This is a genomic window from Burkholderia sp. BCC1977, assembly GCF_905339595.1.
Taxonomy (GTDB): Bacteria; Pseudomonadota; Gammaproteobacteria; order Burkholderiales; family Burkholderiaceae; genus Burkholderia.
In genome coordinates, this window is sequence record NZ_CAJPGQ010000002.1 from 26,758 (window position 1) to 52,860 (window position 26,103).

Here is a 26,103-nt window from a genome sequence, read left to right on the forward strand (position 1 = left end):
CGCTGTCCTTAGAACGAATGGTTGGTTGCTTATGGGGGCGTCGCGCATAGAATGCGTTTTTCCGCAGACGAAGAGGGCGCGATGGATCAGGATCAGTGGAACAAGGTGGATGCGTATTTCTCCGCGACGCTCGTGCCGTCCGACGACGCGCTCGACGCCGCGCTCGCGGCGAGCGACGCGGCCGGGCTGCCCGCGATCAACGTCGCGCCGAACCAGGGCAAGCTGCTGCAGCTGCTCGCGACGATTCGCGGCGCACGGCGCATCCTCGAAGTCGGCACGCTCGGCGGCTACAGCACGATCTGGCTCGCGCGCGCGTTGCCGCCGGGCGGCCGGCTCGTGACGCTCGAACTGAACCCCGACCACGCGCAGGTCGCGACGCGGAACATCGCGCGTGCCGGGTTCGCGGAGGTCGTGTCGGTGGTGGTCGGCAGCGCGAAGGACAGCCTCGCGCGGCTCGTCGAGGCGGGCGAGGCGCCGTTCGATTTCATCTTCATCGATGCGGACAAGGACAACAACGCCGTTTATCTGGATGCGGCGTTGAAGCTGTCGCGGCCCGGCACGGTGATCGTCGTCGACAACGTCGTGCGGTGCGGGCGCGTGGCCGATCCGGACAACCATGAGCCGGACGTCGTCGGCGTGCGCGACGGGTTCGCGCGGATCGTCGCCGAGCCGAATCTCGTGACGACCGCCGTGCAGACGGTCGGGCTGAAGGGCTGGGACGGGTTCTCGATCTCGATCGTCGGCGGATGACTGACGGTGGCGCGTCAGCGCGGGTTGCCGGTCGGACCGGCCGTGCGATACAGGCGCGGCCACTGATCCTGGAACAGCCCGTTGCAGGTGCCGTGCATCGCGACGTCGTTCAGCACGAAGCGCCGGCCGTCGAACACCCACGACGCGCTCGACCCGCAATCGCCGGCACCGCGCACGCGGTCGAGGCTCGACAGCATCGCATGCACGGGATCGTAGCTGGCTTCGGTCAGCTGGTTCGCAAATGATGCCGGGTCGAGCCCCGCGCTCGCGTGCTCGCCGAAATCCAGCGGCGTCGGTGCGTACGGTGCAGTGCGATGCACGCGATACCACAGGTCCGTATGGTTGTACGCGCTGCTCGTCTGGCACGGGATCGATACGATCGCGTCGGTGGTCGAGATCGCGGTGGCCGTCGCTGTCTTGCGGCGATCCTGCGCCGACATTTCGTCGCCGGCATCGGCCGCGCAACGCTTCACGTTGCCGCTGAATCTGTCGAACACGGCATCGACGAGCGGCCGCTGTTCGGCGGGCGTGAGGTCGGCCACGCGCGGCGCGGGAACGGGGGCGGGCGGCAAGGCCGGCGCGGCGGGCACCGACGACGCGGGCCGCGTGCCCTTGCGCAGCAGCGCGGTGACCGTGCCGATGCGGCCCTGCGTGTCGTCGATCAGCAGCAGCGCGGCATTGAGCCCCGACAACGACACGCGTGGCGTCTGCGCGGCGGCAGGATCGCCGAAGCTGACCATCCGCGCGTTGTGCGACAGGGTCAGCCATGCGTCGACCGTCGCCGGATCGCTGGTGCGGAGGCGGAACGGATAGACGTCGTCGTCTTCGTTGCCGGCCTTCGCGACGGCGTGCCACTCGGCCGGCACCGCGTCGAACGGCTGGCCGTCGGCGCGCGCGGTGCGCAGGTCGAGCGGCGCCGATGCGAAGATGTCCAGCGACGGCCGCGCATCGGGGCCGGCGTCGCGCGTGAGCCGCACGACGAGGCTGGTGCGCGTGTCGTCGATGTCGTCGTTGCCGCCGTCGGCGACGCAGCGGTTCGTGTTGTCGCACACGACCGACCAGTTCTTGAAGTCGCGCGCGACCGAATGTTGCGCGGGATCGCGAGCGGCGGCGGAGAGCGACGCGGTGAGCAGGGTGACGGCGACAGCAAGCGGGAGATGACGAAACATGACGGTTCGTATCGGCGATGACGGGGCGAAGGGCGGATGTCCGGTTGCAAGCGCATCGTAAGCGCGCGATGCGGATCGAGCGCGGCCGGACAACATCGAGTATACCGCCGCCATGGCGACGATTCGTGTGACGGCGCTCGAATCCAGGCCGAGACGGCAACGGCGCGATGCCTGCGGGCAGCGCGCCGTTCGTTGGTCAGCGGGCGTCGATGGCTCGACGACGCGATGCCCGCTATCCTTTCACGCACACCACCTGGCGCAGCGTGTGCACCACTTCGACGAGGCTGCGCTGCGCCGCCATCACCGCGTCGATGTCCTTGTAGGCCATCGGGATCTCGTCGACCACGCCCGCGTCCTTCCGGCATTCGACGCCGCGCGTCGCTCTCACCTGATCGTCGACCGTGAAGCGGCGCTTCGCCTCGGTCCGGCTCATCGAGCGGCCGGCGCCGTGGCTGCACGAACAGAAGCTCTCCGGATTGCCGAGCCCGCGCACGATGAAGCTCTTCGCGCCCATCGAGCCCGGAATGATGCCGAGCTGCCCCTTCTGCGCGGACACCGCGCCCTTGCGGGTCACGAGCACGTCCTCGCCGAAGTGACGTTCGCGCTGCACGTAGTTGTGGTGGCAATTCACCGCGTGCTCGTCGACCGCGAACGGCTTCGCGATCGCGCCGCGCGCCGCGCCGATCACCGCGTCCATCATCGCCTGCCGGTTGCGGCGCGCGTAGTCCTGCGCCCAGCCGACCGCTTCGACGTAATCGTCGAAGTGCCGGCTGCCCTCGGTGAAATACGCGAGGTTGCGATCCGGCAGGTTCGCGATGTGCTGCCGCATGTCGGCCTGCGCGAGTTCGATGAACAGGCTGCCGATCGCGTTGCCGACGCCGCGCGAGCCGCTGTGCAGCATGAACCACACGTGATCCGCTTCGTCGATGCACACCTCGATGAAGTGGTTGCCCGTGCCGAGCGTGCCCAGATGCGCGTAGTGGTTCGTCTTCTCCAGCTTCGGATACTTGTCGACGATCCGCTGAAAGCCCGGCAGCAGCGACTTCCACGATTCGGTCACGGCGGCCGGCGTGCGATCGCCCCATGCACCGGGATCGCGGCGCCCCGGCGCGCGGCCGTGCGGCACCGCGCGTTCGATCGCGCCGCGCAGCCCGCCGAGCGAATCCGGCAGGTCCGCCGCCGTGAGCGTCGTGCGCGCGGCCATCATCCCGCAGCCGATGTCGACGCCGACCGCGGCCGGGATGATCGCGCCCTTCGTCGGGATCACGCTGCCGATCGTCGAGCCCTTGCCGAGGTGGACGTCCGGCATCACCGCGACGTGTTTGAAGATGAACGGCATCCGCGCGGTGTTGCGCAATTGCGCGCGCGCGTCGTCCTCGACCGCGACGCCTTGCGTCCACATCTTCACCGGCTTGCCGTTCGCCAGTTCCATCACCTGGTAATCGTCGTCATGCATTTGCTTCACCCTTCGTTCATTCGTCCGGCGCGGCACCCATGCGCCGCGCCGGTTCATCCATCACGCGCCCTTGATGCTGACGAGTCCGTTCAGCACCTGATCGAGGCCGCCGAACACCGAGATGCGGTCGATCCGTTCCGCGACGCGCTCGAGCGTTTCCAGCTCCTTGAGCCGCAGCGCGGTCGGGTTCTCTTCCATCACCTTCGCGGTGTTCAGCAGCGAACGCGTCGCCGCCGTTTCCTCGCGGCGGCGGATCACGTTCGCCTGCGCGGCCTTTTCGGCCTCGACCACCTGCGCGAGGATCGTCTTCATGTCGCCCGGCAGCACGATATCCTTCACGCCGACGCTGCGCACGTCCACGCCCGATTGCGCGAGCCGCGCACGCACCTGGGCGATCACGACGTCGTCGATCGCCTGCTTGTCCTCCAGCAGCTCGTCGAGCGAACGCGTGCCGACCGCCGCGCGCAGCGCGAACTGCAGCTCGCGATACAGGTGTTCGACCGGCTTCTGCAACTGGCCGAACGCATGCAGCACGTCCGCATAGCGCCACGTCGCCGACAGGTTCAGCCGCAGCGCGACCTTGTCGCGCGTCAGGATTTCCTGTCCCGCGACTTCGAGCGCCTGCAGGCGCAGGTCGACGAGCTCGACCGCGACGTCGCGGTTGAAGCGCCAGAACGCTGCGACACCCGCATCCAGCAGCCGCTCGATCTTGCCGTCGATCTTCAGCACGCCGACGTGATACGCCGGCACCTGCGCCAGCAGCACGCCCGTCAGGCCCGCCACGCCGCGCGCACGCAGCGCCGGTTGCGCGATGCGCTGCGCGAGCGCGGCCGGCAGCATGCTGTCCTGCGCGAGGTCGACGCGCGCCAGCCGGTGCGCGATCGGGCCGCGCCAGTACAGCCGGCGCGTGCCGGGCGGCAGGATCTCGACGAGCACGTCGTCTTCATAACGCAGGCCCGCTTCGTCGTCGGCCAGATCCATCGCGACGAAGTGTTGCGCGAGCACGTCCGGTGCGTCGTGACGCAGGTAGTCGGCCAGCGCCGCGTCGGCGAGCGGCGCGTCGAGACGCGCGGTCTGCACCGACAGACGCTTGAACGGATCGAAGGCCCTGAACACGCCCGGCTCCAGCACCTTCACGAAATCGCCCTCACGCATCAGCAGCGCGCGTTCGTTCTTTTTCACCACCTGACGCTTCCACATATTCTTGTCCTTTTCTTCAATGGCCGCCGGGCGACACGCATCGCACGGATCGGGGTGCGACGCGATCGGGCGGGCGGCGCGCGGGCCCGGCGCGGCGGCACCCGGCGACGCCTCCTGCATCGCGTCGTCGAGCGCATTCGCGCGGGCCGTCCGGCCGCCCGGCCGATCGCGCGGAACCGCAACCGGTCCGACGCGCGGCGGGCCTGTCGGCCCGCACCGGCGGGTACTGCTTCTGTCAATAGACCGTCCTTGCGGACAGCGTTCGGACGGGATTCGAACCCGCCACACACCGGCTCGCGCCGGCTGCTCCACCTGACTGAGCTTCCGAACAATGGGCGCCCCGGGATTCGAACCCGGACCAGGCTGCCTCGCGCGCCCCGTTGCCGTCGTCTGTCCATGGCGGCATGCGCTGCCGCGACGAACGAGGTTCGGCGGCGGCGCACCAGCAGGGCTTTGTGAACCCTGGCTCGCGGGCCAGCGGGACATCCGGCGCCTTCTATTTAGCGAGGAGCGTGCCAGCGGGCACGTTCATGTTCCGAAGGTTTATTAGTCCATTGAAAACAAAGGGAAATCGCTCGCTACGAAGCGTTGATGGGCGATCCGCTACGCATTGCGGCAACATGAAGTTTCGATACAATGGGATCGCTTCTTATCCAATGAGATAAACATGCGCAAGATCGTCGCGATCGGCTTCCTCGGCATCGTGCTCGACCAGGGCGACCGCACGGCGCGTCGCTACCCCAAATGGCGGCCGACGATTTCGCTGTGCGAACAGCCCGACCTGAAGATCGACCGGCTCGAACTGCTGTATCCGCAGGAATACGTGCGTCTCGCCAATCACGTGCGCGACGACCTCGCGCAACTGTCGCCGCATACCGAGGTGCGGCTCACGCCGGTCACGATCCGCGATCCATGGGATTTCGAGGAGGTCTACGCGACGCTGCACGACTACGCGCGCGCCTATCCGTTCGACCTCGAGCACGAGGATTACCTGATCCACATCACGCCCGGCACGCACGTCGCGCAGATCTGCTGGTTCCTGCTCGCGGAAGCGCGCTACCTGCCCGCGCGCCTGGTGCAGACAGGGCCGCCGAAGCAGACCGACGAAGGGCCGAGCGGGCCGGGCACGATATCGGTGATCGATCTCGACCTGTCGCGCTACAACCGGATCGCGCAGCGCTTCACGCGCGAGCGCGACGAAACGGTGTCGTTCCTGAAGGCCGGCATCGCGACGCGCAACGCGCGCTTCAACGTGCTGATTGAGCAGCTGGAGCGGGTGGCCGTGCGCTCGCGCGCGCCGATGCTGCTCGTCGGTCCGACAGGCGCCGGCAAGTCGTTTCTCGCGAAGCGCGTGTACGAACTGAAGCGCGGCCGCCATCGGCTCGCGGGGCCGTTCATCGAGATCAACTGCGCGACGCTGCGCGGCGACGCGGCGATGTCGACGCTGTTCGGCCATGTGAAGGGCGCGTTCACCGGTGCGCAGTCCGCGCGCGCGGGCTTGCTGCGCGCGGCGGACGGCGGCCTGCTGTTTCTCGACGAGATCGGCGAACTCGGGCTCGACGAGCAGGCGATGCTGCTGAAGGCGATCGAGGAGAAGCGTTTCCTGCCGGTCGGTGCGGACGTCGAGGCGACCAGCGATTTCGAGCTGATCGCGGGCACGCACCGCGATCTGCGGCAGATGGTGGCGGCCGGCACGTTCCGCGAGGATCTGTATGCACGGATCAATCTGTGGACGTACGAATTGCCGGGGCTCGCCGAGCGGCGCGAGGACATCGAACCGAACCTCGAATTCGAACTCGACCGTTTCGGCCGCGAGCAGGGCGAGCAGGTGCGCTTCAACGTGGAAGCGAAGCGGCGCTATCTCGCGTTCGCGGCGTCGCCGCGTGCGGCATGGGCCGGCAACTTCCGCGAGTTGTCCGCGTCGATCACGCGGATGGCGACGCTCGCCGATGCGGGGCGGATTACCGAGGCGATCGCCGAACAGGAGGTCGAGCGACTGACGCGCACGTGGTCGCCGCCGGGCGGTGCGGGCGCGTCGGACGGCTGCGTCGACGCGGTGTTCGGCGCGCGTGCGGCGGAACTCGACCTGTTCGACCGCGCGCAGCTCGAACGCGTGCTCGACGTGTGCCGCGTCTCGGCGAGTTTGTCGGAGGCGGGCCGTGCGCTGTTCGCGGTGTCGCGGCGGAACAAGAAGCAGCCGAACGATGCGGACCGGTTGCGCAAGTATCTCGCGCGGTTCGGGCTCGACTGGGAGGGCGTGCGGGACGCGCTGGGCGCGAGCTAGTCGAGCGGTGCGGTCAACCGCTCACGCGCGGCAGATCGCGATGATCTCCGCGCTGGCTGCGTCGTCGAACGGCGCGCCTTGCCAGTCGCCGCACCAGTCGGCCGACGAGAAGCCCGCGGCCGCTACGCGCGCCCGCAGGTCGGGCTGCGCGATGAAGCGCAGCCGGCTCGCGTTCTTCACCTGCGTGTCGTCACGGTGAAAGCGGTAGACCGTGTCGAACGACACGATCGGCCCGTCGATCGCGGTCACCGCATGGTGCAGGTCGACGCTGCCGAATTCGGGTGAATCGATGCGGGATGCGGACGCCTGGGGCGTCCAGCCAAGCCACGGCGCGACACGCGGGTTGCGGGTTTCGAACAGGAAGCGGCCGCCGTCGGCCAGCACGCGCCGTACGCCGCGCAGCGTCGCGTCGATGTCCGCGTCGGTCAGCAGGCACTGGAACGCGTGTCCGGTCATCACGACGGCATCGAACGGCGCGCCGGGCGGCAGGCCGTCGAGGTCGCACGCGAGCCAGTGCACCGCGCCGGCGCCTGGCTGGCGTCGCGCATGGTCGATCATCGCCGGTGCGGGGTCGATCGCGACGACGTCGTGCCCGGCCGCCGCGAGCCGGCGCGCGAACGTGCCGGTGCCGCAGCCGAGATCGAGAATCCGTTGCTGCGTCGTACCGATGCGCGATGCGTAGAACGCGAAGTCGCGATCGCCCGCGTTGAACCAGTCGTAGACCGCGACGAGGCGCGGGTCGGTGTAGAGGATTTCGCCGGCGGTTGCCGCGTCGGACGTCATGCGAAACGCGCGCGTCAGCGCTGCTGCACCGCGACGCGCAGCCCGAGCGCGATGAAGATCGAGCCGATGATCTTCCCTTGCCAGCGCGTGAGCCATGCGAGCCGTTTCACGAGGCGGCCGAGCGGGCGGATCGAGCATGCGATCAGCGTCGTGTAGAGCGAGCTGAGCACGACGAAGATCAGCCCGAGCACCGCGAACTGCACGAACGTCGAGCCGCGTTCCGGATGCACGAACTGCGGCATGAACGCGAGGAAGAACAGCGCGGTCTTCGGGTTCAGCACTTCGGCGGGAATCGCCTGCAGGTACGCCTTCAGCGGCGTGACGGGCGGCACCTTCGGCAGCGACGGATCGGACGGCCTGTCGAGCAGCGCGCGCACGCCGAGGTAGATCAGGTACGCGGCGCCGACCAGCTTCACGACGTTGAACGCGAGCGCCGACGTCATCAGCAGCGCCGACAGCCCGACCGCCGCGAACAGCGTATGCACGAAGTCGCCGCTCGCGACGCCGAGGCCGGTCAGGATGCCGGTCTTGCGGCCGCCCTGCACGGTGCGGCTCAGCACCAGCAGCACGGCGGGGCCGGGAATCAGGAACAGACCCAGGACGACGGCGGTGAAGGTGGTCAGCGTGGTCAGGTCGAACATGGCGGCTCCGGCAGGGTTGGCGCGGCGGCGGGCGATCGACGCATTGTATTCGGTTCGGCGCGCCGCTGCCGACGCCGGCCGGGAACCGCGCAGCCGCGCCGGCGCCTTTCTGGTATAAGCACGAAAGGCCGCGCGGGCATGCCGTCCGGCCGCCTCCAACGCCTTCGCTCCATGCGCATCCTGCCACCCGTTACCGATCCCGCTGCCGACGCCGACATCTATCACGTGCCGCGTCCGCTCGTCGTGTTCGGCGGCTCGGTCGTCGAGCCCGAATGGCGGCTCGAACGGCACAGCCATCCGCAGGCGCAACTGCTGTACACGCTGAGCGGCGTCGTCTATTGCGAGATCGACGGCGGCGTGTGGAGCGCGCCGCCGCAATGCACGGTGTGGATTCCGGGCGGCGTCACGCATTCGGCGCGCGGCTCGGCCGGCGCGACGTTCTACGCGGTGCTGGTCGAGCCCGATGCGGCGCCCGGCCTGCCGGCGCGCTGCTGCACGCTGGGCATGTCGCCGCTGTTGCGCGAGCTGCTGCTGAAGGCCGCGAGCTTCCCGAGCCTGTACGACGTCGACGGTCCGCAGGGGCGGCTGATGGCGACGCTGCTCGACGAACTCGTCGCGGCGCCGGTCGAGGACCTGTACCTGCCGATGCCGGCCGACCGCCGGCTGCGCAAGCTGATCGATCACCTGCTCGACGATCCGGCCGACAAGTCGCCGCTGCCCGAACTCGCGCGCCGCGCCGGCGTCAGCGAGCGCAGCCTCACACGGCTCGCCGCGAAGGAACTCGGCATGAGCCTCGGCGACTGGCGTCGGCGGTTGCACGTCGCGCTGTCGCTGCGGATGCTGACGGCCGGCCGCCGCGTGCACCAGATCGCGATCGACCTCGGCTACGAGAGCGCGAGCAGCTTCGTGACGATGTTCCGCAAGGCGACCGGCAAGTCGCCGACCCAGTACCTGAGCGACCGGCAGCGCTGACCGCGCCGGGCTGGGTCGGGCCGGGCCGGGCCGGTACGCGCGCGTGGTTGGCCGGATCGAACAAGCGGTTGGCCGGCACGAGAAATGACGGGGCAGGCGTCGTCCCCTAACATGAGAATCATTCTCATCTGGAGATCGACATGCAGATCGTCACGACTGAATTCCCGTTGGTGTGGTTGCGTTACGCGCGTTCGCCGTCGAGCGGTCCCGCGCACGTGCTGACCGAGCTCGACGCGTTGTTCGCGCGCCGGGAACGTTTCGTGTTCCTGACCGATGATGCGCCGTCCGGCGACGATCGCGATGCGCAGGATCACGAAATGCGCAAGAAGCTCGCGAAATGGAGCAAGGCGAATCGCGCGCAATCGCGCGCATGGATTCCCGCGATGATCGCGGTCGAGCCCGACGCGCAGCGGCGTGCGGCGCTCAAGGCGTTCTCGGCCGCGTTCGAAAAGGTCTGGGGTTATCCGCTGAGCGCGGCGGCGAATCGCGACGAGGCGCTCGCGCTGGCGCGGCAACTGCTCGCCGCGCCGGCCCGCGAGGCCGCGGCCGCGCACGACTGAACCGGTCGCCGCGCCGGCGGCGCGGCCTTGTCACTGACAGGCATGCCCCGCGTTGCGTTCGCGCGCGGCGCGTCATGCCGCATTTCGCGGGAGTCTCCGGTGGACAATCCGATTCGCGCGATGCGCATCTTCACGCGCATCGTCGAGATGAACAGCTTCACGCGGGCGGCGCACTCGCTCGGCATTTCGCGCGCCACCGCGACGCGCACCGTGCAGGAACTCGAGGCGGCGCTCGGCATGCCGTTGCTGGTGCGCACGACGCGCGCGTTGCGGGCGACGCCGGAAGGCGACGCGTATTACCGGCGGTGCCAGCGCATCACCGCGGACGTCGACGAGCTGGAGGCGAGCCTGCGCAATGCGGCGCGGCATCCGAGCGGGCCGCTGCGCGTCGAGTTGCCGGGATCGGTGGCGGACGCGATCGTGCTGCCTGCACTTGGCGCGTTCCATACGCGCCATCCCGAGCTCGTGCTGATGCTGGGCGTGTCCGGACGCGCGGCCGACCTGATCGGCGATGCGGTCGACTGCAGCATCCGGCTCGGTGCGCTGCCCGATTCGTCGCTGGTGGCGCGCCCGCTCGGCGCACTCGAACGCGTGACCTGCGCGAGCCCCGCGTATCTCGAGCGCTGCGGCGTGCCGCGTTCGCTCGATGCGCTTGCCGGGCATCGCGCGGTCAACGGCGCGTTCGCGTCGGGCCAGCGCCCGGCCGAACTCGAATTCGCGATCGACGGCGCGGTGCGCAAGATCCGGCTCGACGGCATCGTCAGCGTGGACGACGAGCAGGCGTACCTGGCCTGCGGCGTGCATGGCCTCGGGCTGATCCAGCCGCCGCGCGTCGTCGCGCAGCCGCTGATCGATGCGGGGCAGTTGCGGGAAGTGCTGCCGCGGTGGCGGCCGGGCGCGGTTTCCGTGTCGGCCGTCTATGCGAAGCGTCGGCACGTATCGCCCGGTGTGCGCGCGTTCGTCGACTGGATCGCGGAGCGTTTCGCGGATGCCGCGCAGGACGGGGCCGGTGTGAGCGTGCCTGGGGCAGCGCCGCGGCGGATGGCGGCGACGGCGATCGCCGCGTGCGAGCCCGACGGGAGGCTGGCGGCGGCGGCGTGACGGTGGGGCATCGAATGAAGGAAGCGGGGGCTCAGGTGCCTGCGAGACGAAACGCGTCGGCCATGCGCTCCTGTTCCCGGGCAGAAAGCGCGAGTCGTGTCGCGAGCGTGCGCCATTGGCCGACGACGCCGCGGAAGTCGTCGATGATCTCGTCGGCATCCTTCAGGCTCAGCCGGAAGTATTCACATACCTCGCGAGCGAGTTCGAGGTTCAGCGCGTTATCGGCTTCGGTGATGTTGAGCTTGAGACCATCGGCTACGGCGACGGGATTCATGTCGTAGGCCGCGGAGAGTCGCCAGCCTGCAGCCGGTTCGAGCATGAACCCGTGATTGCGAAGATGGTCGTCGGTATTCGAGACGAGAAGGTTGAAGACGATCCGGGCCCATAGTTCGCGCAGGTCGGCATTCGGTTGCGCGCCATGTCGCATGAGAACTTCCGCCAGTTCCAGGTAGCTGACACCGGTCGATGCATCGTCGCCGTCGGCATGACCGGTCATCGTCATGGCCGAGGCAAAATGCAGCCGGCGGCCATCAGCAGTCCGATCGAAGCGTCGCACCAGGAAGCAGTGGTAATCGCTGGCGAATTTTCGTGCTTCGGCGTGGGCGACGTTCAGGCCGCAGCCGACCGCCAGTGCATTGACGACCATTTCCCAGCCGCCTACGTCGTAGTCGTCACGGGCGCTCGGGAACTTGGCGATATACAGATGCCCGCGGTCGTCGGCCACGCTGGCTTTTGGCCTGGCGCCGCCGAGCGAGCCGCCGGGTGCGATGAGCATCGATAACCAATCGCGACCGTCCGGGGCGATATTGTCGACGTCTTCCTCCAGTGCCCGACTGGCTTGCTCCAGTTCGCGAATCTCCGCGAACGGTGGTGCGGCGAGATCGATGCGGTCATCGAGAAATTCTCCGGTGTCGTCGAGCTTGTAGCGCAATGCACCGACTCGATAGAGATCGTGGACGCCGAGCAGGTAGTCAGATTCATGGAGTCGCGCGCCCTTCGGTCGAAGACCTGCACGAATGTCACGCTCCAGCCGGCGATCCATCAGCATGCGGCCCCACCGATCGGGGCTCGAATCGGCGAACGCGCCGAACGCGTGCCGCGGCGGAACCGGATATTGAGGTCCTTCGAAGAGGCCGATCCCGGGGTCGAGTTGCACGTCGGCGAACTCGGGTGCTGCCAGCGCAACCGCGTCGTACTGGAATTCGAACCGTTCGCTGGCTCGTGTCTGCCGACCGTGCAGAAGACCGAGTTTTCGGGGAGCGGGCAGGCTGCTCCAGTCCGCGTAGACGGAGATGGTCGTCATTTCCTGGTCGCTCCTCCGTGTCGCTTGCCCACGGGTTTCAGCATTGCGGTCAGATCCGCGGCGGTCGTGCCGCGATTTTCGTCAGTCACTGCGTGACCGGATGCCGTCGTCGCTGTTCCCTCGGCTTGGGCGATGGGGGAAACGCTCGCGCGAGCGCGCTTGTCGGACGGGTGCGACGCTGCCGCGGCCGGTGTCGAGGCCGCTTGCTTCGAGCGCCGCGGCGTGGCGAGTCGGGCGTCCTGAAGCTGGCGGCCGAGCGGGTCCGTGGCGGCCAGCTTGTCCAGATCACCCAGGAGCCCGAGCGTCTGCATGACCGAAAGATAGGCCCCCATCGTTACCCCCGAACCGCCAGCTTCCAGTGAGCGAAGCGTCATCGGCGACATGCCGGCGCGTTCTGCGACCTGTTTGGCCGTCAGCTTTCGGCGCAGGCGCGCCAACTTCAGCCGCTCGCCGAAGTCGACGAGCAGCCGATTGGAAGCCGGCAAGAGCGGGGCAGTCTTCTTGGCCATGGTTAGCGCTAATATTTCAGCGATTTTTGTAGGATAACGCCAAAATAATAGCACTTTGGCTGGAGGCAAACGGCATTTCGATTCTGATTCGTGGATGAGAATGTAAATATTTTGGCGTTTTTTGTGAAAAATCGCCAAAATACTGGCATTGTGCCGACCGGCCGATTCAACGCCGCACGATGTTTGCGCAGGGCGCACGGTGCCCCTCGTCCTGCACCGTGCGTTAGCTCCCGTCCGCCTGCCCCCTCCGTCACCCGCCCAGCTCCCCCGCCAGAAAATCGACGAACGCCCGTATCCGTGCGGACATCTGATGCCGCTGCGCATACACCGCATAAATATCCGCGCTCGGCGTCTCGTAGTCGGGCAGCACGACGACGAGCCGCCCGTCGGCCAGATAGTCGCGGATGTCCCATTCCGCGCGCATCAGGATCCCGTGCCCGTCGAGCGCCCACTTCACCGCGATCTCGCCGTCGTTCGTCGTCAGGTTGCCGTTGATCCGCACGGCTTCCGTGTCGCGCGCCGCGCCGCGCCCGCTCGTCAGCCGCCAGATCCCGTAGCCTTCGTCGCCCTGCCGGATGCCGATGCAGTTATGCCGCACCAGCTCGTGCGGCGTGCCCGGCGTCCCGTGCCGCGCGAGATACGCGGGCGCCGCGCACAGCAGCCGCCGGTTCGGCGCGAGCCGCCGCGCGACGACGCGCGTGTCGGGCGGCTCGCCGAAGCGGATGCACACGTCGAACGCGTCGTCGGTGAGCGGCGGCGGCATCACCGACAGCTGCAGTTGCACCGACACCTCCGGATAGCGCGCGACGAAGCGCGAGATCGCCGGGCCGACGTGGCCGCGCCCGAAGCCGAGCGTCGCGTTCACGCGCAGCAGCCCCTTCGGCCGCTGCTTCGCGCTGCCGAGCAGTTCGCCCAGCTCGTCCATCTGATCGAGGATCCGGCGCGCGTAGTCGAGGTACACGTCGCCCTCGGGCGTCAGCATCATGCGTCGCGTCGTGCGGTTGACGAGCGTCACGCCCGCGCGCCGCTCCATCTGCGTGAGCCGCTTGCTGACGGCCGCCGCGGTCAGCCCGAGTTCGCGCGCGGCCGCGCTCAGGCTGCCCGCCGCGGCCAGCGTCGAGAAGAAGCCGAGATCGGCCGGCTGGACGGTATCCGCCATGACGGGATTCATGAATTGAAGTTAAAGATGCTTTGAGTATAGCCCCGGTTTCAGCACTTCCGGTTCGGTAAAGTGCGTTCACGCTCACGATCAATCGAGGATGTCAGCATGAAGACCTACCGTATCGCGACCATTCCCGGCGACGGCATCGGCAAGGAAGTGGTGCCTGCGGCCAAGCAGGTGCTGGAAGCGCTGGCGCGCGGCAGCGACCGCTTTGCCTTCGAGTTCGAGGATTTCGACTGGGGCGCCGATTACTACCGCCAGCACGGCGCGATGATGCCGGCCGACGGTCTCGACGCGCTGCGCGGCAAGGACGCGATCCTGTTCGGCTCGGCGGGCGACCCCGACGTGCCCGACCACGTGACGCTGTGGGGCCTGCGCCTGAAGATCTGCCAGGGCTTCGACCAGTACGCGAACGTGCGGCCGACGCGCATCCTGCCCGGCATCGACGCGCCGCTGAAGCGCTGCGGGCCGGACGACCTGAACTGGGTGATCGTGCGCGAGAACTCGGAGGGCGAATACGCGGGCGTCGGCGGCCGCGTGCACCAGGGGCATCCGATCGAGGCGGCGACCGACGTGTCGATCCTCACGCGTGCCGGCGTCGAACGCATCATGCGCTTCGCGTTCCGGCTCGCGCAGTCGCGTCCGCGCAAGCTGCTGACCGTCATCACGAAGAGCAACGCGCAGCGTCACGCGATGGTGATGTGGGACGAGATCGCGAAGCAGGTCGCGCAGGAATTCCCCGACGTCACGTGGGACAAGGAACTCGTCGACGCCGCGACCGCGCGCATGGTGAACCGCCCGGCGTCGCTCGACACGATCGTCGCGACCAACCTGCACGCGGACATCCTCAGCGATCTCGCCGCCGCGCTGGCCGGCAGCCTCGGCATCGCGCCGACCGGCAACATCGATCCCGAGCGCCGCTATCCGTCGATGTTCGAGCCGATCCACGGCTCCGCGTTCGACATCATGGGCAAGGGCCTCGCGAATCCGGTCGGCACGTTCTGGTCGGTCGTGATGCTGCTCGAGCATCTCGGCGAGACGGAAGCGGCCGCGCGCGTGATGCAGGCGATCGAGGCCGTGACGGCCGACCCGTCGCTGCATACGCGCGACCTCGGCGGCCGCGCGACGACCGCGCAGGTGACGGCCGCCGTCTGCGAGCGCGTTGCGCACGCGGCGGTCGCCGCCTGACGGCAGCGAGGACGGCGACGGCTGCGTGCGCAGCCGGCCGCCTTCCGTTCACCGCCACCCGAAATGTCCTGCCCGCGACTCGCGCATTCGACGCGAGCCGGGCGCCGGCGCACACGCGTCGTCGTGACGCCGGCCGGCACCCACGGAGCACGCGCGGACAGCGCGCGGCTCGACCTCGAAGGAGGAGACACATGCAAGCGGATCTGGAAACCCGCGTCGCGCGGAAACTGATGTGGCGCATCATTCCGTTCGTGATGCTGCTGTACTTCGTCAGCTTTCTCGATCGCGTCAACGTCGGCTTCGCGGCGATGACGATGAACAAGGCGATCGGCCTGTCGCCGACCGCGTTCGGACTCGGCGGCGGCCTGTTCTTCATCGGCTATTTTCTGTTCGAAGTGCCGAGCAACCTGATTCTCCACCGCGTCGGCGCACGCATCTGGATCGCGCGCGTGATGATCACGTGGGGCATCGTGTCGGCGGTGTCCGCGTTCGCGGCCGGGCCGACGAGCTTCTACGTGCTGCGCTTCCTGCTCGGCGTGGCGGAAGCCGGCTTCTTCCCCGGCATCATCCTGTACCTGAGCCTGTGGTTTCCCGCGAAGCAGCGCGCGGTGGCCGCCGCATGGTTCATGGCGGCCGCGCCGATCTCGACCGCGATCGGCTCGCCGCTGTCGGGCGCGATCATGCAGATGCCGCCGATGTTCGGGCTCGCCGACTGGCAGATGCTGTACATCATCGAGGCACTGCCCGCGGTTCTGCTCGGCTTCGTCGTGCTGAAGTGCCTGACCGATGCGCCGTCGAAGGCCGCGTGGCTGCAGCCGGACGAGCGCGACTGGCTGGTCGCGAAGCTGAAGTCCGAGGCCGACGCGCGGCACACGCATGCCGGGCACACGGCCGGCGCGTGGCAGGCGCTGCGCGACCCGCGCGTGCTGGCGCTCGCGCTGATCTACTTCGGCACGTCGGCGGGGCTTTATACGCTCGGCCTGTGGGCGCCGCTGATGGTCAGGCAGTTCGGCTTCACCGCGTTGCAGACGGGCCTGCTGACCGGCATCCCCAGCGTCGCCGCGGTCGTCGCGATGATCGTCTGGGCACGGCATTCGGATCGCACCGGCGAGCGCACCTGGCACGTGGTGATTCCGTGCGTGCTGGCCTGCATCGGCTTCGTGTTCGCGGGGCAGGCGAGCACGGCGCTCCTGACCGTGCTCGCGCTGGTCGTCGTCAACATCGGGATCAGCGCCGCGAAGGCGCCGTTGTGGGCGATGCCGAGCGCGTTCCTGTCCGGCGCCGGCGCGGCCGCGGGGATCGCGATGATCAATTCGATCGGCAACCTCGGCGGCTTCGTCGGGCCGTTCGCGATCGGCTGGCTCAAGCACGTGACGGGCGGGTACGCGGCCGGGCTGTACGTGGTGGCGGGCACGCTCGCGGTGTCGGCGGTCGTCACGCTGCTGCTGAGCCGCAAGGGGGCGCGCGAGCAGGTCGTGTCGGGTGTGCAGCATCATCATTGAAGGCGGGGCACGCCGGACGCGGCGCAGCCGCTGCTACACTCGAGCGCACGGGCCGGCATTCGCGCCGCGCCCGATATGGAGGCGACCCGCCGGATGGAACCGATCACCGACGCATTCGCGCGGCACTTTGCGCAGGAATGGATCGACGCATGGAACGCGCACGATCTCGACCGCATCCTGTCGCACTACGACGATGCCTTCGTCATGCATTCGCCGATGATCGTGCGGATCGCGGGCGAGCCGAGCGGATGCCTGCGCGGCAAGGAGGCGGTGCGCGCGTACTGGGCGAAGGCGCTGCAGCGTGTTCCGGACCTGCGTTTCGAGTTCATTTCGGTGCTGGCGGGCGTGAATGGCGTCGCCATTCACTATCGCGGCGCAAATGGACGCGGCGCGGTCGAGGTGTTCCACTTCGGCGCCGGCGATCGCGTGAACGAGGCATTCGCCCACTACGCGGCGTAAGGCGGCGAATCGCTCGTCAGGACGGCGCCGCTATGCGTCCGATGCGTGGACGCGCTGCGCAATCTCCCGCGCACATGCATCGGCCGACGCCTTCGACGTATCGATCGCGCAATCGCTGAACGCGTGCGCCGCATACCCTTCCCGATACATCTCGGCGATACGTCGCCGCTCCCGGTCCGTCAGCGCGCGCGTGCCGCGATCCGACGCCGCGACCGCTTCGGGCGGCGCGAGCGTCACGACGACGAGGCGCGCATCGCGTGCGTCGCAGGCCGCGCGCAGCCGTTCGAATTCCGCTTCGCCGATCGGGTAGGCGATCACCAGATGACGTTCGCGCGCCTGCGTGATCTGCGTGACGAGACGTTCCAGCGCGATCGCCCACTGCACGTCGAACGGGGCATCGTCCGGTGCGTCGTGATCGTCGCCGTCGATGAAGCGCGCATCCGGCAGCACGTGTGCGAGCGCGCGACCGATCGTGGTCTTGCCGCTGTTGATCGGGCCGTTCAGGTGAATGACGGTGAGGGGAGGCATGCGCCGCGCCGAGAATCGAACGACTGGCAGCTTGCCATGATCGCCGCAGGGCTGCAGCGCCGTTTTCGCGTGACGCGGCGTGATGCGATAGCGGCGGGAAAGCAGGAAGGGGAGAAGCGGAAGGGGAGGCGGGCGGGAGAAGCAGCAGGCCGCGCATGCACCGACGCACATACCTCTGCCCGGCCGGGCCGCGTATCGGCTACGCGCCCCGGCTTCGAACGAAACGGCTTACTGCTCGCTATCGCTCTTGATCTGCGGCAGCGCCGACGATTCACCCGGCGTCAGCAGGCCGACTTGCGAATACACACGCAGCTTGTCGCGCGTATCGGTGATGTCGAGGTTGCGCATCGTCAGCTGGCCGATCCGGTCGCGCGGCGAGAACGTCGATGCCACCTTCTCCATCGACAGGCGTTCCGGCTGATACGTGAGGTTCGGCGACTTCGTGCTCAGGATCGAGTAGTCGTTGCCGCGGCGCAGTTCGATCTTCACTTCGCCGGTGATCGCGCGCGCGACCCAGCGCTGTGCCGTTTCGCGCAGCATGATCGCCTGCGGGTCGAACCAGCGGCCCTGGTACAGCAGGCGGCCGAGACGGCGGCCGTTCTCGCGGTACTGCTCGATCGTGTCTTCGTTGTGGATGCCGGTGACGAGACGCTCGTACGCGATATACAGCAGCGCGAGGCCCGGGGCTTCATAGATGCCGCGGCTCTTCGCCTCGATGATGCGGTTCTCGATCTGGTCGCTCATGCCGAGGCCGTGGCGGCCGCCGATGCGGTTCGCCTCGAGCAGCAGCTCGACCGGATCCTTGAACTCGACGCCGTTCAGCGCGACCGGCTGGCCGGCTTCGAAGCGCACCGTCACTTCCTCGGCGGCGATCTTCACGTCGTCGCGCCAGAACGCGACGCCCATGATCGGGTTCACGATCTTGATGCCGCTTTCGAGGCTTTCCAGGTCCTTCGCCTCGTGCGTCGCGCCGAGCAGGTTCGAGTCGGTCGAATACGCCTTCTCGGCGGACATCTTGTACGCGAAGCCGGCCTGGTTCATGAATTCGGACATTTCGGCGCGGCCGCCGAGTTCGTCGATGAACGTCTGGTCGAGCCACGGCTTGTAGATCTTCAGGTCCGGGTTCACGAGCAGGCCGTAGCGGTAGAAGCGCTCGATGTCGTTGCCCTTGTACGTGCTGCCGTCGCCCCAGATGTTGACGCCGTCTTCCTTCATCGCGGCGACGAGCATCGTGCCCGTCACGGCGCGGCCGATCGGCGTCGTGTTGAAGTACGTGACGCCGGCCGTCGTGATGTGGAACGCGCCGCTTTGCAGCGCGGCGATGCCTTCGGCGACGAGCTGCGCGCGGCAGTCGATCAGGCGGGCGCCGGCTGCGCCGTATTCGATCGCGCGTTTCGGGATCGCGTCGTAATCGTCTTCGTCGGGCTGGCCGAGGTTCGCCGTGTATGCGTACGGGACGGCGCCCTTCAGTTTCATCCAGTGCAGCGCGGCGCTGGTGTCCAGGCCGCCGGAGAAGGCGATACCGACCTTCTGGCCGGTCGGGAGGCTTTCGAGAATCGTGCTCATAGGAATTACCGTGGATTGAAGCCGGTGGGATCGTATTTCGCGGAATATGCGAGTATCGGCTGTCCGGGAAGTTGGGGCAAGACCTGATTTTCGCGCCAATACGTGTTCGGGCCTGTCGCGGCGGGCCTGGCGGGCGATTAACCGGCCGGAGAATCCGTCGCGGACCGGCCCCGGGCGGCGGTCGAAACCGGCGGGAACGCACCGCCGCGCGGGCCCGGTTTGCGGGGCCGGATCGGTTGATCGACACGGCCGCCGGCATCGGGATGCCGGTTCGCTTAAATGAAAGGAATATGAAAGACGACCGGGAATCCGTCGACCTTCAGATATTCCACGCCTGCGCGGTATCGAGCAGTTTCTCGCGCAACTGATCCACTTCGCCGGCCAGCTTGGCCGTGATCGACACGTAGCCCGACAACTGCGGCGGCGGTGCGTCGTGCGGCGGCCCGGCCGGCCGGCGGCGTGCCGCGAGCCGGCTCGGCGTGCCGAACTTGAGTGCGCGGCTCGCGCCGACGAGCGTGTCGCGGATGCGCCGGTTCACGGCCTTCATTTCGCTGCGCATGTATTCGCGGGCGGCCAGGTCGTCGCGGGCCGGCACCGTGCTCGACAGAATCTCCAGGTAGCCGATGCACAGGCGCAGGCTGCGCTGGATCGCCTCGAGGTGCGTGACCGAGATCTCGCATTCCTTCGACACCGACGGCATCAGCGAACGCAGCTGCACCAGCAGCGCGCTCAGCGCGGCCATTTCCTTCAGGTGCGTGTCGTCGCTCACATGGCGGTCGCCCGCGAGCCGCGCATGCACGGCCGCGCACGCGCGCAGCGCGTCGGCGAGCTTGTAGCGCCACGAGTAGGTCGCGTAGAGCGGCAGCGCGAACGAGAACGCCAGCGCGATCGCGATGCCGGTCAGCACGTTCACCGCGCGCCACAGGCCGTCGACGATCTCGTTGTCGCCGTGCCCGGCGACGATCACCATCGTGATCGCCGACAGCAGCGCGATGTAGCCGGCCTTGCCGATCGCGTGATACGCGCAGAACCCGCACGCGATCGCCATCAGCAGGTAGATCACGAGCGGCGCGTGCAGCACGGAGTAGAGCAGGATCAGCCCGAGCCCCGCGAACGCGCCGATCGACGTGCCGAGCGCGCGCTCGGCCGCCTTCTTGCGGATGTTGCCGTGGTGCTGCAGCCCGCCGACGACGATCAGCACGGTGATCGTCGACCATTCGCCGTGCGGTACGTGCAGGCCGGTGGACAAGCCGATCGACACGAGGATCGCGAGCGCGACGCGCGCCCCATGGATCAGCTTCGCGTGCCGGTAGCGGCGGTACGGGTCCAGCAGGGGACGGAGCGCATGGCGCAGGAGCGGCGGCAGTCGGGCAGGGAGCTGGGCGGTCATGACGGAACAGGGGTGGCCGGCGGGGTGGCCGAAATACGCGCGGGCGGCCCGCGCGGGCCGGCGCCGCGCCGCACGCGCAGCTGACGTAACGCTAGCCGAACGCGCGCGGGCTGTCCACGGCGAGGCGACGCGGCCTGGCCGGCCGCCGGGTCACGCGTCGACCGCGCTCGCCTCGGCGTTCGACACGCGATCGCGGCCGCCGGACTTCGCGCGGTACAGCGCCTCGTCGGCCTGCCGCAGCAGCGTCGAGGCGTTCACGCGCCCGCCGGCGGCGGTCGCGGTGCCGATGCTCACCGTCACGTGCCCGTACGGGCTGCGGCCGTGCGCGATGTCGAGCCCGGCGATCGTACGGCGGATCCCTTCGGCGACGGTCGCCGCGCCCCGCGCATCGGTGTCGGGCAGCGTGACGACGAATTCCTCGCCGCCGTAGCGCGCGACGTGGTCGCTGTCGCGGCGCAGGCAGCGCGAGGCGGATTGCGCGACGCGGCGCAGCACGTCGTCGCCGGCGAGGTGGCCGTAGTAGTCGTTGAACGCCTTGAAATGATCGACATCGACGAACAGCACCGACAGCGGGCGGCCGCTGCGCGACGCGCGCTGCGCTTCCGTCGCGAGCACCGCGTCGAACGTGCCGCGGTTGTCGAGGCCCGTCAGCGAATCGGTGTGCGCGAGCCGGTACAGCTTCGACTCGGCGATCTGCCGGCGCCTGAGTTCGCGCGACAGCGCGAGCGAGCCCCCCGCGATGAACGCGGTAAACAGGCCCATCAGCACGGCGGTCCAGATCGTGCGATGGCGCCACGATGCGTAGATGTCGATCTCGGCGGGCGCGACGTCGACCACCAGCGGCAGATTCGCGAGATGCTTGTAAACATAGATGCGCCGCACGCCGTCGATCGCGCCGACGCCCGTCAGCGCGCCTTCGCTGCTGCGCAGCGCCTCGATGAAGAGCGGGGCGTTGTGGAGGTCGAGGCCGACGACGCGCGCATCGTACGGCAGGCGCGATACGAGCGCGCCGTTGTCCTCGACGATCGCCGCGCTGCCGTGCTTGCCGACCGCGAGCCCGTCGAGCAGCGCGCGGAAGTAGTCGATGTTGAGCGTGCCGACGACAATGCCGCCGAAGCGGCCGTCGGCGAGCGTGATCCGGCGGCTGAGCGCGATCGTCAGTGCGCCGCCGCGCAGCCGGGACGCATAGGGCCGGCTGATATAGAGGCCCTGCACGAGCCGGTCGCGATGCACGGCGAAATAGTCGCGGTCGGAGAAATTGCCTTGCCGCGGCGGCGATGCGGCCGAATCGATCACGATATTGCCGTGCGGATCCATCACGAAAATGGCGCCGAGATACGCGCCGGTCGCGGCGCGGTCGAACAGCAGCCGGTGACGCTGGTGCGGCGGCAATGCCATCAGTTCCGGATCGGCGAGACCGTCGACGACGTTTTGCAGCGACAGATCATACAGTTCGATATTGCGGGAAATATCGCGTTCGATCAGCAGCATCAGGTTGCGCGCATTTTCGACCGCATGGTCATACGCGTCGTGGCGTGCCTCGATTAAAAGCGACGTCGAGAGCCCCCAGCTGAACAGCAGCAGCACGATGCCCGCGACGAGCACGCCGCGGGGCGACAGAATGCGGGCCACGGCCGACGCGGTATGGCGGCGCAGCGTAGCGGGCAGCGGGAGTGGCTTCATCCTCGGGGGTGACGGGCGGCGGATATTTGTGTCGTCGACGATTCCGCGCAGTGATTATTTCGCGTTAATCCGCATTATCTCGCGAATTCCTGAATCTCGCCGCGCGATGCAAAACAAGCATGCGCGAATGGCGATTCGGGGCGATTACACATCATTACCGTAAGCCGCGAGTTCGATTTGATTTGAATCAATTACGGGTGGCCGGCATTTCGTCTGATTATTGGTGCGCATGCCGATCGATTTGTCGCTTTAATACAGGATCGGGCGCTTGCGCATTGCCCGGTTCGCCATTGCGGATCATCCGTCGAATGGCATGGCCTTGTGCCGCGATACCCGGCCGTGCCGCCGTGTCATCGCGCGTGCTGCATCCAACGTGTTGATTCTGCTGCGTCCGCATGCGGCGACGGCGTGTTCGGACCCGAGCGGTCCCCACGACGAATCAGGTAGAATCCGCGCTTCGCCGCAGGCGCCCGGCGCGCAACGCGTATCGGGGCCGCATCGAATGCATCGCAGCAGGCGGCGCGTCGCGCCCCGATCCCGCATGCGCCGGCTCCGGATGCCGGCCCGCTCAACGTTCGTCTCGTTTATGTCCGTAATTCCGAATTCCGACCCACCCGGTTCGTCCGCGAACCCACCCAAGCTTCATCGCGCGCTGAAGGCGCGCCATCTGACGATGATCGCCATCGGCGGCTCGATCGGCACGGGCCTGTTCGTCGCGTCCGGCGCGTCGATCTCGCAGGCCGGCCCCGGCGGCGCGATGGTCGCGTACATGCTGATCGGCCTGATGGTCTACTTCCTGATGACGAGCCTCGGCGAAATGGCCGCGTTCATGCCGGTGTCGGGCTCGTTCGCGACCTACGGCGCGAAATACGTCGACGAAGGCTTCGGCTTCGCGCTCGGCTGGAACTACTGGTACAACTGGGCCGTGACGATCGCGGTCGAACTCGTCGCCGCGCAGCTCGTGATGCACTACTGGTTCCCGGACGTGCCGGGCGTCTGGTGGAGCGCCGCGTTCCTCGGCGTGATGTTCCTGCTCAACGCGCTGACCGTGCGCGGCTTCGGCGAAGCCGAATACTGGTTCGCGCTGATCAAGGTCGTCACCGTGGTCGCGTTCATCGGCGTCGGCCTGCTGATGATCTTCGGCATTCTGAAGGGCGCGCCGGGCAACGGCTGGGGCAACCTGACGATCGGCGACGCGCCGTTCGCGGGCGGCCTGCCGGCGCTGATGGGCGTCGCGATGATCGCGGGCTTCTCGTTCCAGGGCACCGAGCTGATCGGCGTCGCGGCCGGCGAATCGGAGAACCCGCGCACGACCATCCCGCGCGCGGTGCGCCAGGTGTTCTGGCGGATCCTGCTGTTCTACGTGTTCGCGATCTTCGTGATCGGCGTGCTGATTCCCTATACCGACCCGAGCCTGCTGAAGAGCGACGTGACCGACATCGGCGTGAGCCCGTTTACGCTCGTGTTCCGCCACGCGGGCCTTGCGTTCGCGGCCGGCGTGATGAACGCGGTGATCCTGACGGCCGTGCTGTCGGCCGGCAACTCGGGCATGTACGCGTCGACGCGGATGCTTTACAACCTCGCGACGGAAGGCCGCGCGCCGAGGCTGTTCGCGAAGCTGTCGCCGGGCGGCGTGCCGCGCAATGCGCTGTATGCGACGACCGCCGTCGGCGCGCTGTGCTTCTTCACGTCGCTGTACGGCGACAAGACGGTGTACCTGTGGCTGCTGAACACGTCGGGGATGACGGGTTTCATCGCGTGGCTCGGCATCGCGATCAGCCACTACCGGTTCCGCAAGGGCTACGTGAAGCAGGGCTATCGGCTCGATCAACTGCCGTACCAGTCGAAGTGGTTCCCGTTCGGCCCGCTGTTCGCGTTCGTGCTGTGTCTCGTGATCGCGCTCGGCCAGGACTATCAGGCGTTCCTCGCGAACCGGATCGACTGGGCGGGCGTGGCCGCGACCTACGTCGGCATTCCGCTGTTCCTCGTCGTGTGGCTCGGCTACCGGCTCCTGAACAAGAGCCGCTTCGTGCGCTACGAGGACATGGAGATCGCGCCGTGGGTGGCCGCGAACCGCAGCGCGCAGATGCCGCGCGTGGAGAATCGCGAAACCGTGGGCTGATGCCGGTGCGGCACGCGGCCGCGCGATTGCGCGACGAAACGGGAAGCCGAGCGGGGAAGCCGCGCGCTTCCCGTTTTTTTTGTCCGCTTTCCCCTGCACGGGGTCAAAGCCGGTTATATTGCCCGACCCTACCGGGCCACGGCCCGGCCGGCGCGACGAGCGCGGCGCGGATCGGGCATCCGGCGCGCGCCTCTTGCGACGGCCGGCGGCGCCCGGCATTTCCATCGTTCCGCCGCGGCCGGCACGGCCCGCGGAGCGCGCAATCCAGAGGAATCCATGAGCGCATCACCCGCCGAGCGGAAGGCCGGACCCGTTTCCATCGTGCGAATCGAAGCCGCGATCAACGCGTGGCGCGAAGTGTATCCGCCGGCGCCGGACGGCGAGGACGGCTACGCGCTCGATGCCGGCAGCAACTGCCTGGCCGAGCTGTACGGCGCGATGATCTGCTATCGGCTGCCGGACGTGCCGCTCGACGCGCTGAGCGACGCGCAGCGCGATGCGCTGTACGCGACCGAGGCGTGACGCGCGGTCGGGACGCTGCCGCGACGCGGCGTCGATGAAGCAACGGGAAGCCTGGCGGCTTCCCGTTTTGCTTTGCGCGGTGCCGCGCGCGGTGGCGGGCGCGGCGCGGCTCGCGCCGGTATCGGCGCGGGCTGAGGTATCGTCATGGCATCGGGAGCAGGCGCTCACGGGACGAGCGGCGCGGGACGTGTCCGCGCGGGGCCGAATGAACGTCCGTTGCCTGTCCGGGAGGGTTCGAACATGGAGTTGAGACACCTCCGCTACTTCGTCGCGGTTGCCGAGGAGCGGAATTTCACGCGTGCGGCCGAGCGCCTGCACATCGCGCAGCCGCCGCTCAGCCGGCAGATCCAGCAGCTCGAGGAGGCGCTCGGCGTGCCGCTGTTCGAGCGCAACGCGCGGCCGCTGAAGCTGACCGACGCGGGGCGGTTCTTCTATTCGCACGCGGTGCAGCTGCTCGCGCAGACGACCGAGCTCGAATCGATGACGAAGCGGGTCGGCAAGATCGAGCGCAGCATGTCGGTCGGGTTCGTCGGCTCGACGCTGTACGGGATGCTGCCGAAGATCATCCGGCGCTTTCGCAGCGAGTATCCGGCCGTCGAGCTGAGCCTGCACGAAATGTCGACGATGGACCAGATCAAGGCGCTGAAGGAAGGGCGCATCGACGTCGGGTTCGGGCGCATCCGTCACGAGGATCCGAGCGTGCGGCGCGTCGTGCTGCGCGAGGAGCGGATGATCGTCGCGCTGCCGGTCGGCCATGTGCTCGACGGCGCGAAGCCTGTGCTGTCGCTGCACGATCTCGTGAACGACACGCTGATCATCTTCCCGAAGGCGCCGCGGCCGAGCTATGCGGACCAGGTGCTCGCGGCATTCCACGATCGCGCGCTGCAGCCGCGGCGCATCTACGAGACGCGCGAACTGCAGATCGCGCTCGGGCTCGTCGCGATGGGCGAGGGCGTGTCGGTCGTGCCGCACAGCGTGTACGGCCTGAAGCGCGACGACATCAGCTACAAGCCGCTCGACGATCCGAACCTCGTGTCGCCGATCATCATGAGCATGCGGATGCTCGACGAATCGGAGGACATCCGCGCGATGCAGGCGCTGATCTACCGGCTGTACGACGAGTCGCAGATGGAGTATCTGCCGCCGCAGCCCGAATGAGCGTGCGGGCGGTGGGGGCTTGCTTGACGCGGTGTGCGTCGCCTCACTCGAGCCCCGGCGGCAGCGGGAATGCCGCGGTTTCCCGCAGGCCGTCC

The 26,103-nt window shown here is 68.2% G+C and carries 23 protein-coding genes and 1 tRNA gene; 11 read left to right on the forward strand and 13 right to left on the reverse strand.

Annotated elements, in window-relative coordinates:
- The first annotated feature begins 81 nt into the window (after positions 1-81).
- Positions 82-750 carry an O-methyltransferase gene (locus U5771_RS02110; RefSeq protein WP_322022427.1) on the forward strand — a complete coding sequence of 223 codons (669 nt, stop codon included), beginning with the start codon at positions 82-84 and terminating at the stop codon, positions 748-750.
- A gap of 14 nt (positions 751-764) precedes the next feature.
- Here the strand turns inward: U5771_RS02110 and U5771_RS02115 are convergent, their stop codons facing one another.
- The 4 genes from U5771_RS02115 to U5771_RS02130 form a co-directional block, all read right to left on the reverse strand.
- Complete coding sequence (locus U5771_RS02115) at positions 765-1,919, reverse strand: DUF1176 domain-containing protein (RefSeq protein WP_322022428.1); 1,155 nt, start codon at positions 1,917-1,919, stop codon at positions 765-767.
- 232 nt (positions 1,920-2,151) lie between these two features.
- A complete protein-coding gene (locus U5771_RS02120) occupies positions 2,152-3,375 on the reverse strand; it encodes an RtcB family protein (RefSeq protein ID WP_322022429.1) in 1,224 nt (407 codons plus the stop codon).
- Between the two features lie 60 nt (positions 3,376-3,435).
- On the reverse strand, positions 3,436-4,575 hold the full coding sequence (locus U5771_RS02125; RefSeq protein ID WP_322022430.1) for a slipin family protein: 1,140 nt from the start codon (positions 4,573-4,575) through the stop codon (positions 3,436-3,438).
- Between the two features lie 258 nt (positions 4,576-4,833).
- Positions 4,834-4,906, reverse strand: a tRNA-Arg gene (locus U5771_RS02130).
- Positions 4,907-5,242: 336 nt separating this feature from the next.
- On the opposite strand from U5771_RS02130, the gene rtcR reads away from it, so the two are divergent.
- A complete protein-coding gene (gene rtcR / locus U5771_RS02135; protein WP_322022431.1) occupies positions 5,243-6,859 on the forward strand; it encodes an RNA repair transcriptional activator RtcR in 1,617 nt (538 codons plus the stop codon).
- A gap of 21 nt (positions 6,860-6,880) precedes the next feature.
- Here rtcR and U5771_RS02140 read toward each other — a convergent pair whose 3' ends face one another.
- Both U5771_RS02140 and U5771_RS02145 read right to left on the reverse strand, forming a co-directional pair.
- Positions 6,881-7,642 (reverse strand): class I SAM-dependent methyltransferase, encoded by a 762-nt coding sequence (locus U5771_RS02140; protein WP_322022432.1) that lies wholly within the window; start codon positions 7,640-7,642, stop codon positions 6,881-6,883.
- A 14-nt stretch (positions 7,643-7,656) separates the two neighbouring features.
- Entirely contained in the window at positions 7,657-8,283 is a 627-nt protein-coding gene (locus U5771_RS02145) for a LysE family translocator (RefSeq protein WP_322022433.1), read from the reverse strand.
- Positions 8,284-8,454: 171 nt separating this feature from the next.
- Here U5771_RS02145 and U5771_RS02150 point away from each other — a divergent pair, with 171 nt between their 5' ends.
- The 3 genes from U5771_RS02150 (at position 8,455) to U5771_RS02160 (ending at position 10,916) form a co-directional block, all read left to right on the forward strand.
- Positions 8,455-9,255, forward strand: a complete 801-nt coding sequence (locus tag U5771_RS02150) for a helix-turn-helix transcriptional regulator (RefSeq protein ID WP_322022434.1) — start codon at positions 8,455-8,457, stop codon at positions 9,253-9,255.
- Positions 9,256-9,395: 140 nt separating this feature from the next.
- Positions 9,396-9,815: an ATP--cob(I)alamin adenosyltransferase gene (locus U5771_RS02155; RefSeq protein ID WP_322022435.1), complete on the forward strand. Its 420-nt coding sequence runs from the start codon at positions 9,396-9,398 to the stop codon at positions 9,813-9,815.
- A gap of 99 nt (positions 9,816-9,914) precedes the next feature.
- Positions 9,915-10,916, forward strand: coding sequence for a LysR family transcriptional regulator (locus U5771_RS02160; RefSeq protein WP_322022436.1), 1,002 nt, complete (start codon positions 9,915-9,917; stop codon positions 10,914-10,916).
- 31 nt (positions 10,917-10,947) lie between these two features.
- Here U5771_RS02160 and U5771_RS02165 read toward each other — a convergent pair whose 3' ends face one another.
- Genes U5771_RS02165 through U5771_RS02175 form a run of 3 tightly spaced genes read right to left on the reverse strand, consistent with a single transcriptional unit; the run spans position 10,948 to position 13,887 of the window.
- Positions 10,948-12,219 carry a HipA domain-containing protein gene (locus tag U5771_RS02165; protein WP_322022437.1) on the reverse strand — a complete coding sequence of 424 codons (1,272 nt, stop codon included), beginning with the start codon at positions 12,217-12,219 and terminating at the stop codon, positions 10,948-10,950.
- Entirely contained in the window at positions 12,216-12,926 is a 711-nt protein-coding gene (locus tag U5771_RS02170) for a helix-turn-helix transcriptional regulator (RefSeq protein WP_322022438.1), read from the reverse strand. The genes U5771_RS02165 and U5771_RS02170 overlap by 4 nt, the downstream gene beginning before the upstream one ends.
- Before the next feature lie 52 nt (positions 12,927-12,978).
- Positions 12,979-13,887 carry a LysR substrate-binding domain-containing protein gene (locus U5771_RS02175; protein ID WP_322022439.1) on the reverse strand — a complete coding sequence of 303 codons (909 nt, stop codon included), beginning with the start codon at positions 13,885-13,887 and terminating at the stop codon, positions 12,979-12,981.
- Positions 13,888-13,995: 108 nt separating this feature from the next.
- Between U5771_RS02175 and U5771_RS02180 the strand changes: the two genes are divergently transcribed.
- The 3 genes from U5771_RS02180 to U5771_RS02190 all read left to right on the forward strand — a co-directional run bounded on the left by U5771_RS02180 (position 13,996) and on the right by U5771_RS02190 (position 17,039).
- Positions 13,996-15,078 (forward strand): tartrate dehydrogenase, encoded by a 1,083-nt coding sequence (locus U5771_RS02180; protein WP_322022440.1) that lies wholly within the window; start codon positions 13,996-13,998, stop codon positions 15,076-15,078.
- A 191-nt stretch (positions 15,079-15,269) separates the two neighbouring features.
- Positions 15,270-16,580, forward strand: a complete 1,311-nt coding sequence (locus tag U5771_RS02185; RefSeq protein ID WP_322022441.1) for an MFS transporter — start codon at positions 15,270-15,272, stop codon at positions 16,578-16,580.
- Positions 16,581-16,673: 93 nt separating this feature from the next.
- Positions 16,674-17,039, forward strand: a complete 366-nt coding sequence (locus tag U5771_RS02190) for a nuclear transport factor 2 family protein (RefSeq protein ID WP_322022442.1) — start codon at positions 16,674-16,676, stop codon at positions 17,037-17,039.
- 30 nt (positions 17,040-17,069) lie between these two features.
- Here U5771_RS02190 and U5771_RS02195 read toward each other — a convergent pair whose 3' ends face one another.
- From U5771_RS02195 to U5771_RS02210, 4 genes are all read right to left on the reverse strand, one after another.
- Positions 17,070-17,567, reverse strand: a complete 498-nt coding sequence (locus U5771_RS02195) for a shikimate kinase (protein ID WP_322022443.1) — start codon at positions 17,565-17,567, stop codon at positions 17,070-17,072.
- A 228-nt stretch (positions 17,568-17,795) separates the two neighbouring features.
- On the reverse strand, positions 17,796-19,133 hold the full coding sequence (gene argG, locus U5771_RS02200; RefSeq protein ID WP_322022444.1) for an argininosuccinate synthase: 1,338 nt from the start codon (positions 19,131-19,133) through the stop codon (positions 17,796-17,798).
- 319 nt (positions 19,134-19,452) lie between these two features.
- Positions 19,453-20,523 (reverse strand): FUSC family protein, encoded by a 1,071-nt coding sequence (locus U5771_RS02205; RefSeq protein ID WP_322022445.1) that lies wholly within the window; start codon positions 20,521-20,523, stop codon positions 19,453-19,455.
- Positions 20,524-20,673: 150 nt separating this feature from the next.
- Positions 20,674-22,206 (reverse strand): sensor domain-containing diguanylate cyclase, encoded by a 1,533-nt coding sequence (locus tag U5771_RS02210; RefSeq protein ID WP_322022446.1) that lies wholly within the window; start codon positions 22,204-22,206, stop codon positions 20,674-20,676.
- 586 nt (positions 22,207-22,792) lie between these two features.
- On the opposite strand from U5771_RS02210, the gene U5771_RS02215 reads away from it, so the two are divergent.
- From U5771_RS02215 to U5771_RS02225, 3 genes are all read left to right on the forward strand, one after another.
- Complete coding sequence (locus U5771_RS02215) at positions 22,793-24,328, forward strand: amino acid permease (RefSeq protein ID WP_322022447.1); 1,536 nt, start codon at positions 22,793-22,795, stop codon at positions 24,326-24,328.
- Between the two features lie 276 nt (positions 24,329-24,604).
- Positions 24,605-24,850, forward strand: a complete 246-nt coding sequence (locus tag U5771_RS02220) for a DUF3717 domain-containing protein (protein WP_322022448.1) — start codon at positions 24,605-24,607, stop codon at positions 24,848-24,850.
- A 240-nt stretch (positions 24,851-25,090) separates the two neighbouring features.
- Positions 25,091-26,008 carry a LysR family transcriptional regulator gene (locus U5771_RS02225; RefSeq protein WP_012365478.1) on the forward strand — a complete coding sequence of 306 codons (918 nt, stop codon included), beginning with the start codon at positions 25,091-25,093 and terminating at the stop codon, positions 26,006-26,008.
- The last annotated feature ends 95 nt before the right edge of the window (positions 26,009-26,103 follow it).

What these genes read in the sequence shown, in the direction of transcription:
- U5771_RS02220 (WP_322022448.1), top strand. Translation starts at nt 24,605, where the DNA reads ATGAGCGCATCACCCGCCGAGCGGAAGGCCGGACCCGTTTCCATCGTG.
- U5771_RS02115 (WP_322022428.1), bottom strand. Translation starts at nt 1,919, where the DNA reads ATGTTTCGTCATCTCCCGCTTGCTGTCGCCGTCACCCTGCTCACCGCG.
- U5771_RS02150 (WP_322022434.1), top strand. Translation starts at nt 8,455, where the DNA reads ATGCGCATCCTGCCACCCGTTACCGATCCCGCTGCCGACGCCGACATC.
- U5771_RS02185 (WP_322022441.1), top strand. Translation starts at nt 15,270, where the DNA reads ATGCAAGCGGATCTGGAAACCCGCGTCGCGCGGAAACTGATGTGGCGC.
- rtcR (WP_322022431.1), top strand. Translation starts at nt 5,243, where the DNA reads ATGCGCAAGATCGTCGCGATCGGCTTCCTCGGCATCGTGCTCGACCAG.
- U5771_RS02145 (WP_322022433.1), bottom strand. Translation starts at nt 8,283, where the DNA reads ATGTTCGACCTGACCACGCTGACCACCTTCACCGCCGTCGTCCTGGGT.
- U5771_RS02165 (WP_322022437.1), bottom strand. Translation starts at nt 12,219, where the DNA reads ATGACGACCATCTCCGTCTACGCGGACTGGAGCAGCCTGCCCGCTCCC.
- U5771_RS02215 (WP_322022447.1), top strand. Translation starts at nt 22,793, where the DNA reads ATGTCCGTAATTCCGAATTCCGACCCACCCGGTTCGTCCGCGAACCCA.
- U5771_RS02120 (WP_322022429.1), bottom strand. Translation starts at nt 3,375, where the DNA reads ATGCATGACGACGATTACCAGGTGATGGAACTGGCGAACGGCAAGCCG.
- U5771_RS02190 (WP_322022442.1), top strand. Translation starts at nt 16,674, where the DNA reads ATGGAACCGATCACCGACGCATTCGCGCGGCACTTTGCGCAGGAATGG.
- U5771_RS02205 (WP_322022445.1), bottom strand. Translation starts at nt 20,523, where the DNA reads ATGACCGCCCAGCTCCCTGCCCGACTGCCGCCGCTCCTGCGCCATGCG.
- argG (WP_322022444.1), bottom strand. Translation starts at nt 19,133, where the DNA reads ATGAGCACGATTCTCGAAAGCCTCCCGACCGGCCAGAAGGTCGGTATC.
- U5771_RS02140 (WP_322022432.1), bottom strand. Translation starts at nt 7,642, where the DNA reads ATGACGTCCGACGCGGCAACCGCCGGCGAAATCCTCTACACCGACCCG.
- U5771_RS02155 (WP_322022435.1), top strand. Translation starts at nt 9,396, where the DNA reads ATGCAGATCGTCACGACTGAATTCCCGTTGGTGTGGTTGCGTTACGCG.
- U5771_RS02225 (WP_012365478.1), top strand. Translation starts at nt 25,091, where the DNA reads ATGGAGTTGAGACACCTCCGCTACTTCGTCGCGGTTGCCGAGGAGCGG.
- U5771_RS02195 (WP_322022443.1), bottom strand. Translation starts at nt 17,567, where the DNA reads ATGCCTCCCCTCACCGTCATTCACCTGAACGGCCCGATCAACAGCGGC.
- U5771_RS02125 (WP_322022430.1), bottom strand. Translation starts at nt 4,575, where the DNA reads ATGTGGAAGCGTCAGGTGGTGAAAAAGAACGAACGCGCGCTGCTGATG.
- U5771_RS02180 (WP_322022440.1), top strand. Translation starts at nt 13,996, where the DNA reads ATGAAGACCTACCGTATCGCGACCATTCCCGGCGACGGCATCGGCAAG.
- U5771_RS02110 (WP_322022427.1), top strand. Translation starts at nt 82, where the DNA reads ATGGATCAGGATCAGTGGAACAAGGTGGATGCGTATTTCTCCGCGACG.
- U5771_RS02210 (WP_322022446.1), bottom strand. Translation starts at nt 22,206, where the DNA reads ATGAAGCCACTCCCGCTGCCCGCTACGCTGCGCCGCCATACCGCGTCG.
- U5771_RS02175 (WP_322022439.1), bottom strand. Translation starts at nt 13,887, where the DNA reads ATGGCGGATACCGTCCAGCCGGCCGATCTCGGCTTCTTCTCGACGCTG.